Raw genomic sequence first — 9,199 nt, 5'->3', positions numbered from 1 at the left:
AGCGACGTTTCTTGGAGGCCATTTTGGAAAATATTTTATTTGCTGCTGAAGACCTTTTTGGGCACGTTTTAGAGTCAGAGAATGGAGTTCTACTTATCAGTTGCTTCGATGGTACTTTCGCAGACATTAAAAAGCGTTACATGACTGTATTAGGCGAAGAGAGGAACGGTTATGTAATTTTTATCAATGAACGTATGAATTTAGACTTAGGTGAAGCCGTTGCAGACTTCTATCTGCGTTCAGGCGCGACCACCAATTACACTCCGCTTAATAGAGATAAGATAGCTTCAAACATTAATATTTCAACGGCTAAAGAGCTTATCAGGGTGCCATCTAACAGAAACGAAAATGTCATCAACCTCACATTTGCTGTCAACGATAGACAGTAGGTTATGCTGATAATTGGAACTTTGCGAAAACCGTTTTATGTCTATCAACCTTCAGTTCCTTGTATGACTATTCATATTCTCCCCTCGTTCGCATAATAACGATTAAATTTAAGCCTCTTAATTCCGTCTGATTTCTCTGGCTAATAATAAACTAATAAAAATATCAATTGGTGGGATGCCCCCATCTATAGAATTAGGGTGTGGTTATGAATATAAATGGTCTTAAATCATTTGCTAGTGGCCTAATCTGGATTGGAATCGGTGCATTTATCTGCATTGAAGGTTACAAAGTTATTCCTTCATTTTTTAGCGAATTTAGTTTTGCATTTTTAGGTGGTATAGCAGCGCTTATGTACGGTTCGCTACTGTTGTTAAATGGCTTTATCACTACTGCTAATAGCACCTCAAAAGCTTAGTTCTAGCAACCTGCTAGCGGCATGCCAAAGCAATTATGGTATTTCTAATTACTTATTAGAGGAATTTGATGTACGCTCTATTTCGGTCTGTTTTTACTTTGTCTTTTGTTGTAGGTATTTCTTGGTTTACCAAAGACGTAGTGATTGAACTCATAGAAGGTAATATTATTGCGTTGTTCTACCCTTCTGCGTTTATCATTACAATGCTTTTTTGTAATGAGTTCGTCGATAGACTGAAGATGAACAAACTCTATTCAAGCGATGCCAATAACTAAGCTTAAAAGCACTATACGGGTGTGAGGCGAAGTATTTTATATCCTTGATGTCTCTCTTCTCCCCTTTGACAAACCTTCTATAAATCCCCTATTCGTTATACAGCATTCAAGGACCCACAGTGTCCAAGATAGACGTCGCTATATTTAATTCAATAACCCCTCTCTAGTAAGAGGTTGCGTCATTGAAATCCAAGATACCTTTTACATATCAAAGCAAGGTTGTTAAAGAGTTTCAGGACAATGATGAAGGATTTATTTGCCCCCCAAAATAATGAGCCAAAACTTACCGTTCTCTCAATGGGTGCTGGGCAGGACAGTACGGCATTATTGTACAAATACATCAATGATCCTGATTTCCGCACTAAATACGCACCTAACGATTTTCTTGTAGTGATGAGCGACACAGGTAATGAGCACTCAGAAACATATGAGCATGTGCGTTATCTTCAAAGTAAGTGCAAGAAATACGGTATTGAGTTCGTCTTCATTACGAACGATATGGGCTATCACACAGGCGACTGGAAATCACTCCAGCACTTTTACATGGTGAAAAATGCAATAGGGAGTAAAGCATACCCTAAGATTTGCTCTCAGCGCCTTAAAATCGATCCTATCTATCGTTTTTTAGAGGACTACGTTGGCAAGCGATATGGTGTGAAGACGGGCAGAAAGTCTGGCCTAAAACAGTTTGCAAAAGAGTCAGGCAAAATTCGCATGATCATTGGTATCGCTAAAAACGAAGAGAAGCGAATGACAAATGCTGAAGATAATAAGGCGACTTGGTACCGCGAATCAGTGACACACAGTTATCCCCTTGTTGAACTCGGAATGGACAGGGCTGCTTGTCAAACCTATATCAAAAGCGTCGGGGAGATTGTTCCTTTGCCTTCCAACTGTATTTTTTGTCCCTTCGGCAGTTTAGAAGAGGTTGAATGGCTCAGACGAAACTATGGTGAAGCTTTAAATGAATGGGTTGCGCTAGAAAAGGCTAAATTGAATAAGTGGAGCCATCTGAATGCTATCGAAGTCAAAACTAAATCGGGCAAAACGAAAATAGAGAATCGTAATCTTGGTGTGTGGGGTAAGCGCTATTTACCTGAGGTGATAGAAGCGGCTAAAGAAAAGTTCGCTGATTGGAGCGATGCCAAAGTTCATGAGTACCGCATGAGTCACGGGCACTGCGTTAATACTTCATTTTAACTTTTTGCGTTAATGAAACTAAAGGATTTCAAATGGCTGAACAACGTACATACCCAAAACATTGCTGCTTCTTTTGTCAGAAGCTTGTTAGCGGCAATGGGGCAGCAAAAATATCTCACTACCGCACACATGTGCGTTCAGGGGAAGCAGTAGAAATTGGACCGCATCATCCTGAATATCGTGGACAGATAGAATTTTTTAAAAAGTCATAGTCAATAGGAGGCCTGTCTTGTTAAACATAAAGCGTATCGAATCGTGGATTCCAAAAAAACTCTCTCATCTGATAGAAAAAGTAGATGAAGACAGTGAGGTGATAGAGGTGGTTCTTAACGAGGGGTATCACAATAACGCCAATGCCGAGACTGTTTGGGTGTATGGTAAATTTCATTATGAAAGTGGTGAATCTTCTCTCAAAGACATTAAAGAAGACCTTCGACTGTGGTTAGATAATATTACTCCTATTAACGAATAACCATCTTCTCTCGTGGATAGGCCTTCGGGTCTACCTGCCCTCTTGCCTCCCTTCATACCATGTCATTATGGCTCTATCGAATTTGCTGTAGGAGGCACCATGAAACAGATAGAGACACTTTCACTTAAGAAAACTAAAGGCGGTCACCGCGTCTACCTCAACAATAAAACTCTTGAAAAAATTGGCTTTGAAGCCGGTGTCGGGTTTGAGGAAATTCACGAAGATAATTGCGTTCGCATCATTGTTAACCCAGATTCTGAGCGTAAGGTTTTGAACTGCGGCCGTGGCCCATTGATGGATTTAAGAAACAAAAAGCTAGGCCAAACATTACCTGATTGTGATCGTGTATCAGTTGACTACAAACAGGGGGAAATCATCCTTCGTGTCTATCACCACGAGAAACGTGTCAGACAACGTGAAAAGTCACTGATTAACAAAGTTAAGAAGCGAATTCCTTTGCGTATGGGCGAATTGTTCGCGGGTATTGGTTTACTTTCAAAACAACTGCATATGGGGCTATTAGCTGCCGGTCTAAGTACAACCATGGCTTTCGGAAATGAGCTGGAACGTCTGCCAGCTGATGTGAACGTAAACTCTAACCCAATTTGGCAACAGACTGCACCTGACGCTGTGTTCGTTCACGACGACATTATGACTATGGATAAGAGTTTGGTGCCAGAGCTCGACTGCCTAGTCATTGGTTACCCTTGCACACCCTTTTCAAGACAGCAGGGCGCAAACAGAAAGCGTGATTTAGAACATGATGCTGGAGCATTGTTCATTCCGACGTTAGATATTATAAATCGCGCAAACCCTGCACTCGTCGTTTTAGAAAATTCAGACAATATGCTGAATAGTACAACGCTGTCACTGATGGACAGAGTAATGTCAGCTACTGGCTACTATAGAACTGAAACCGTTGTTAATGGCCACGATCACGGTGATTTTGAAAGAAGAAAAAGACTTTGCCTAGTATGGGTATCGAAAGGCCTACAAGGATTGGATATGACTAAACTGGTATCCACCTGCGCTGAAGAAAGGCGCGTTCAGGACATAGTTGAACCTATGGCGTTAGATGATAAAGCATGGCGAGATATGACGCACATTGCAAAAAAGAACAGCGAGCACGGCCATAACCATAAAATGTGTGTAGCTGAAATGCATGATAAGACAATGCCAACAATCCCAGCCACATATGCTAAATGCAAAGCTGATACACCACTTTTAGCGCATCCAGAAAACAAATCAGTTCATAGACTGCTTACTGTTTCAGAGCACGCCAATGTGCGTCGCATGGATGGTGAATATAAACAAGCGGTAGTATCTATTGGTGAAGGCTCGCATCACCTTACAACACGAACTAACGTAACTGGAGCGCATATGATGCTTGGAAATTCTGTGGCTCCACAACCATGGGCAGCCGTAGGGCGTCATATTGGGAATTGGTTAACTGGTAGCGAACGTGTAGAAGCAGTGAATCAGGGGAAATTAACAATTAAAACCTTACTTGAAGACAACGGTCAGTTAGCGATGGCATTCTAAATTTCATATTTGAAATTAAAATTATAGATAAAGATATAATTATCTTTTAATCAGTTGGTTGCGGTATTCAGAATCGTGCAATAATAAATGAGTGTTATCTATTTAAGAGGAGTTTTGGAATGACACCAATTGATATTTTAGGTTATGGGTTCTGGACATATACAGTAGCGTTTTTAGTAGGGCTTCTTGTTCACTTTTTTATTAAACAACAATATGAATCATTAAGCGCTGGGTTTGCTCATTCAGTCGCGGCTGTAAGCAGTGCTGTGATCTTGATCATCTATTTTTCTGTCGCAGACCTTTCGAATATCTCTTCACTAAAGGATTTTGCTGAGTCTGCTATTTACGTTATGACGGGAATAATCTGGGGAATAGGGGCATCAGTTTGCGCAGGTATTTTAATGTTTGCGACTAAACTCGTAAGGGCTAATTAACCTTAGTATGAATTCGCGTGGCGATGCCGCCAATTTCCCAATCATTGCGGCATTTCCACACTTACTCATCACCACTTTTGCTTAAGAAAAATCAGAAATTCATTTTTTGCTTATTCTGTCATTTCTTCTATTTCTTAGTCTTTTTTTTCATTGTCAACGCCTTCTTCCAAATACATGCCATACGGGATATGGCTACCTTGCGTTATCTCAACTACTGCAAGAATACACATATCAATAAAAATTAGAGAAGCAAGATGCAAGTTGATATGTTTGGCAGTGCACCTGCACCAGTGAAACGTAACCCAGTAGATGTAAAGCGATACGATTGGGAACAAAAATTAGAAGATGTCATATTCAAACGTGAACAAGGTGACTTTGTTAGTGACTTTAATCCAGCCTCAAACGTTACCACTTATCGTTCTGGGTCGAGCGCTCGTGCCGATATATTAGGTTACATTCGTGCCAAGTCGCCTATTGGTATTTGTATTTTAGATGCTTCAGCGCCCGTTAGAGGGCTAGTGGCTGACTATGTTTCTCAAGGTGGCCATGTCTTTATTGATAGCGGTGCATTCCGTGTCTTCAAAAAGACGCTTAAAAACCCTCTGACGCCGCCAATCAACTTTAAAAAAGTCTTCGCCCTCTATCGCGATGTTATCGACCAGTGCGAAAATCTTGATGGCCTTATTGTCGTCGCGCCAGATGAAGTCGGTAAACAGCAAAATAGCTACGACCTATTAGTGCAATATCACCAAGACATCGAAGAACTCTACCAGCAAGGAGTCTCTTTCATGGTACCCATGCAGAAAGGAGCTTTGTCTATTAAAGAACACTATAACCGCTGCCGTGAGCTATTGGGTTTCGATTTTATTGTTGGCCTGCCGTCAAATGCAGAAGCGTTGTCTCCCAGAGAAACATTTGATTTTGTACAAGCCGTTAATCCATCACGGGTTCACTTTTTGGGATGTGCTGAAACTGCTTTAGTTCATGAGGCCAAATTTAAAGCGCCACTCACCCATTTTTCTTGTGATGCCACTAAGCTTCGCAAACACATTGGACAAGGCCGCCTGCTCACTGAGATGCACAATCAGGTACTTGATGAAGTGGTGCAGTGTGCGCAGCATGGCATGTCGCACGCCTCCTTATCAGGCATTGGGAGTTGGGATGAAACAGAGGTCCTTGGTGATTTATTGGGACACTATCATTGCCTTCCCCGTAATGCTCAGGCCAATTTCGCCAAAGCACTAAGTGTGTCTATGAAGGACATAGAGAGTGCTGAAGATAATGATGAGCTGTGGGAGCTATTAGGGCGCTTCAATTACAACTCTGAATACGACGTTGGACTGTTTTTTGAAACCTACTGTCGAAGCACTCTCAGCCCTCAGGTTAGAACTAACACCGTGGAAATTTTAGCTAATTTAGGTCTCGTATAGGAAAGCAAATATCAGATACAACTGAACGTGTTGAAATATTCTACAGTAAGCTGATTTATGTGGATAATATAAGCACTTGATTGCGCGTTTTAAATATTGAATAATGCATATGCTGTCACTTAGTCACTGACGGCGTTAAAAAAAGTGTAGCGCCCCCTTAGATTTTTAATCTCTCGTTGATGTCTTAGGGGGCGTGTTCTTTTAAAGTCTCGACTCTATTCATTTTATATATAAATAACCTCACTAAGTACCCAACTGGCTAAAGCCAATGAGGGTAGTTAGCGTTCGCCTATTCTACAGAACAAATTTAGCGTTTCTCTCTTTCTACCGTCGACGAAGGAGATAGCCTTGCGTTATCTGGTCAGACGGTAAAGTGGACTCATAAATTAAGACGGAGTTCGCTATGTTAGATATTCAATCAAGCTTTGGTTTTGACCATTCAGATACCGGCACTTTTATTGCCCCAGTAGAACCAGTTACCACCAGCAAAACATTGAAGGCTCTTCAAGAGTTAAATCAAGACTATGAGTGGTTTCCTACAACAAAAGGCCAGATAGATACCATTAAAAACGACATCGCTCGACTGAAGGAAGCTTATGAGATTTCTGGTCGTAACGAGCAACCAACAATCCTAGATATTGGTGCCGGAGATGGTCGAGTGGTAACGGCGCTGCGTGACTTGCTTAATGAAGAAAAAGATAAGCTAGATAAGCCTTTCAAAGCCTATGCGATTGAAAAAAGCACCGTTCACATCAACTCTTACCGAAGCAAAAACATAAGCCTTATAGGTACCGATTTTTATGAAACGAACCTAATTTCTAAAACGGCCGATTTTGCTTTCGTAAACCCTCCCTATAGGGATTATGCGGCATGGGTAGCACGTATCCTTGAAGAGCTTGATTTTACAGTATTGTACGCGGTTATCCCTCAACGCTGGGTAGATAACAAAGACATCAAGGCAGCGATGCAAAACCGTGGACTGGAATACAGCGAAATTCTCGCCAAGTCGGATTTCTTCGATGCTGAGCGAAAGGCTCGCGCTAAGGTACATGTAGTTCGCTTTAGCTTCATGGACATGAGCGCAGAAGCTGTAGCTGAAGAGATGGCGGCCTATGAAAAGCGCTTTCAAGATAGAAGTCGCATGTTTCACCCGTACCGGGCATCGCTGGGTATCAATAAAACATCACCTTTTTTGATGTTTATCGATAAAGAGCTTGGCTTGAAGAAAACCAATTCTACGACGACAAACGAATTTAATGAGCACGTAGAACGCGAACGTATCAAGCGTGAAATGAACGATGAAACATCAGAAACCTTTGAAGTCGTGAAAAGCCGTGGCGTGCTGTGGGCGCTTCTTGATCAATACGAAAGAGACATGACGCGCACATTGGATCAATACAAATTGATAGGCCAATTGGACGGAGTGCTATTAGGCGAGCTAGGTGTTAAACATGAAGACTTAGTAACGGGCGTTCGCGCCAAGCTTCTTGGCTTTCGTCGCGTATATTGGTCGATGTTATTTAATCACCTCGATGTGATAAAGGAAAAGCTCACCAGCGAAAATAAAACCGCTTTGCTTAATGAGCTATCACAGACCGCGCTGGATTTTACCTATACCAACGCTGTTTATGTTATCTCGTATGCGGTGGACATGGGTAACGAGTTGATTGAGGAATCGTTGATTTCTGTTTATAAGAAACTGACTAGCGAAGAGTCTATTTTGCGCTACTACAAGTCCAATGAGCGCGTTTTCTCTGACCGCTGGCGCTATAGCTCATATGAGGAAGGAGACCCGTCACGCGAATGTAAACGCGTGCTAGACTATCGTTTTATTCACTCTGGCTCTAGAAACTTTAGTTCTTATTCTTGGGAACATGGGCTCAATGAAAATACGCGTCAGTTCACGAACGATTTAATTGTTGTCTTTCGTTTACTGGGTTACAGCAACCTGCATATGTCAGAGGCCTACGAAAACATGGAAGCTGGCAAAGCTTATCTGATTCGAGGTAACACGCCTGATGGTAAGACAATTGACCTGCTTAAAATCAAGTACTACCTTAACGGCAATCGCCACTTAGCCTTCAATCAGGCTGCGATGCTTAAATTTAATGTCACCATTAGCCGTCTATTAGGTTGGTGTCGCGCTAAGGCAGACTTTGCTGATGAGACCGACAGTAAAACAATGCCAACTGATGAAGCATGGTCTATCAGTGACACCATGAAGATTCAAGCAAGCAATATTCTCTCGTTGACTTGCCAACCTCAATAATTCAACTGCCAATCATTGCCCTTCTTAACTTAAGGAGGGCTTTCCATTCCTAGCCCTTGCCATATCTTCGCCCGAGTTAAACTGGATGACATACAGGAAACATCTAATTAATGAAATCGCTAATAGAAGGATAATGCTATGAAGTTCAGACTATTGATCAATGAGAACGAAAAAGAACTTACTGTGCTCACTGAAGACGGCGGGGTTGCTTGTATCCGCGAAGCTGAAGATTTATCGCCGAATGAGCCTCGCATAGCAACGACGGACTATTATCATACTAGTATGACGGAACTTGATTCACCAACCTCTGAAAACCTGTTCGATTTGCTTGGCGAAGGCAAGATGTCATATGAAGACTGGGCCGAGGAACAGTATAACAGTCTGATATTGATACAGGATGCGCTTACATGGTTATCGCCTTCCGAAGTGGAGTGGAACTTATGCGACTCAATATTCACTGAACTCTTTCCAAGTACCCAAGTCGAGATTTAAAAATGAGTATTCGAACCTATAAAGTCGGCCAAAGACTAGCTCTTAACTGGCGAAGTCAGGCTCATCCAATTCACACCGATATTCAACCAGTACTTTCCGCAATTCGCCATGGAAAGCATCGTATTGCTCAGGACCGCTTTAACCAGCTTTGTCTACGGATGAATTTGATGAAGTGGGAAGCTTCAGTTGTTGCCGACCTTATACGTGATACATGTGCTAGAAATAACATTTCTTTTAGATAATTTCACGGCGCAGGGCAAAGCAATGTTTCTGCGCCTTT

At 41.9% G+C, this 9,199-nt stretch carries 12 protein-coding genes; all 12 read left to right on the top strand.

Annotation, left to right across the window (positions count from 1 at the left end):
* Positions 1–23: 23 nt before the first annotated feature.
* The 12 genes from ACHUFN_RS11800 (at position 24) to ACHUFN_RS11745 (ending at position 9,161) form a co-directional block, all read left to right on the top strand.
* Positions 24–389 carry a hypothetical protein gene (locus ACHUFN_RS11800; protein WP_394222588.1) on the top strand — a complete coding sequence of 122 codons (366 nt, stop codon included), beginning with the start codon at positions 24–26 and terminating at the stop codon, positions 387–389.
* 206 nt (positions 390–595) lie between these two features.
* Positions 596–805, top strand: a complete 210-nt coding sequence (locus ACHUFN_RS11795; protein ID WP_394222587.1) for a hypothetical protein — start codon at positions 596–598, stop codon at positions 803–805.
* Between the two features lie 68 nt (positions 806–873).
* Positions 874–1,080 (top strand): hypothetical protein, encoded by a 207-nt coding sequence (locus ACHUFN_RS11790; RefSeq protein WP_394222586.1) that lies wholly within the window; start codon positions 874–876, stop codon positions 1,078–1,080.
* A gap of 240 nt (positions 1,081–1,320) precedes the next feature.
* Positions 1,321–2,280: an adenine nucleotide alpha hydrolase family protein gene (locus ACHUFN_RS11785; RefSeq protein WP_394222585.1), complete on the top strand. Its 960-nt coding sequence runs from the start codon at positions 1,321–1,323 to the stop codon at positions 2,278–2,280.
* A gap of 32 nt (positions 2,281–2,312) precedes the next feature.
* Complete coding sequence (locus tag ACHUFN_RS11780) at positions 2,313–2,492, top strand: hypothetical protein (protein ID WP_394222584.1); 180 nt, start codon at positions 2,313–2,315, stop codon at positions 2,490–2,492.
* A 17-nt stretch (positions 2,493–2,509) separates the two neighbouring features.
* The gene (locus ACHUFN_RS11775) at positions 2,510–2,752 is read left to right on the top strand and encodes a hypothetical protein (protein WP_394222583.1); all 243 of its coding nucleotides are present in this window, start codon (positions 2,510–2,512) and stop codon (positions 2,750–2,752) included.
* A 99-nt stretch (positions 2,753–2,851) separates the two neighbouring features.
* Positions 2,852–4,294, top strand: a complete 1,443-nt coding sequence (locus ACHUFN_RS11770; protein ID WP_394222582.1) for a DNA cytosine methyltransferase — start codon at positions 2,852–2,854, stop codon at positions 4,292–4,294.
* Between the two features lie 119 nt (positions 4,295–4,413).
* A complete protein-coding gene (locus tag ACHUFN_RS11765; protein ID WP_394222581.1) occupies positions 4,414–4,728 on the top strand; it encodes a hypothetical protein in 315 nt (104 codons plus the stop codon).
* Positions 4,729–4,982: 254 nt separating this feature from the next.
* On the top strand, positions 4,983–6,158 hold the full coding sequence (locus tag ACHUFN_RS11760) for a hypothetical protein (RefSeq protein WP_394222579.1): 1,176 nt from the start codon (positions 4,983–4,985) through the stop codon (positions 6,156–6,158).
* A 403-nt stretch (positions 6,159–6,561) separates the two neighbouring features.
* Positions 6,562–8,427 carry a class I SAM-dependent methyltransferase gene (locus ACHUFN_RS11755; RefSeq protein ID WP_394222578.1) on the top strand — a complete coding sequence of 622 codons (1,866 nt, stop codon included), beginning with the start codon at positions 6,562–6,564 and terminating at the stop codon, positions 8,425–8,427.
* A gap of 138 nt (positions 8,428–8,565) precedes the next feature.
* Entirely contained in the window at positions 8,566–8,919 is a 354-nt protein-coding gene (locus tag ACHUFN_RS11750) for a hypothetical protein (protein ID WP_394222577.1), read from the top strand.
* Between the two features lie 2 nt (positions 8,920–8,921).
* The gene (locus tag ACHUFN_RS11745) at positions 8,922–9,161 is read left to right on the top strand and encodes a hypothetical protein (RefSeq protein ID WP_394222576.1); all 240 of its coding nucleotides are present in this window, start codon (positions 8,922–8,924) and stop codon (positions 9,159–9,161) included.
* The last annotated feature ends 38 nt before the right edge of the window (positions 9,162–9,199 follow it).

Origin of the sequence: Alteromonas gracilis (assembly GCF_043642145.1) — a bacterium.
GTDB classification, from domain to species: Bacteria; Pseudomonadota; Gammaproteobacteria; order Enterobacterales; family Alteromonadaceae; genus Alteromonas; species Alteromonas gracilis_B.
This window is presented reverse-complemented; position numbering and strand designations above follow the sequence as displayed.

Coding starts and splice junctions, on each gene's coding strand:
- ACHUFN_RS11795 (WP_394222587.1), top strand. CDS start 596: ATGAATATAAATGGTCTTAAATCATTTGCTAGTGGCCTAATCTGGATT.
- ACHUFN_RS11790 (WP_394222586.1), top strand. CDS start 874: ATGTACGCTCTATTTCGGTCTGTTTTTACTTTGTCTTTTGTTGTAGGT.
- ACHUFN_RS11785 (WP_394222585.1), top strand. CDS start 1,321: ATGATGAAGGATTTATTTGCCCCCCAAAATAATGAGCCAAAACTTACC.
- ACHUFN_RS11780 (WP_394222584.1), top strand. CDS start 2,313: ATGGCTGAACAACGTACATACCCAAAACATTGCTGCTTCTTTTGTCAG.
- ACHUFN_RS11770 (WP_394222582.1), top strand. CDS start 2,852: ATGAAACAGATAGAGACACTTTCACTTAAGAAAACTAAAGGCGGTCAC.
- ACHUFN_RS11765 (WP_394222581.1), top strand. CDS start 4,414: ATGACACCAATTGATATTTTAGGTTATGGGTTCTGGACATATACAGTA.
- ACHUFN_RS11760 (WP_394222579.1), top strand. CDS start 4,983: ATGCAAGTTGATATGTTTGGCAGTGCACCTGCACCAGTGAAACGTAAC.
- ACHUFN_RS11755 (WP_394222578.1), top strand. CDS start 6,562: ATGTTAGATATTCAATCAAGCTTTGGTTTTGACCATTCAGATACCGGC.
- ACHUFN_RS11750 (WP_394222577.1), top strand. CDS start 8,566: ATGAAGTTCAGACTATTGATCAATGAGAACGAAAAAGAACTTACTGTG.
- ACHUFN_RS11745 (WP_394222576.1), top strand. CDS start 8,922: ATGAGTATTCGAACCTATAAAGTCGGCCAAAGACTAGCTCTTAACTGG.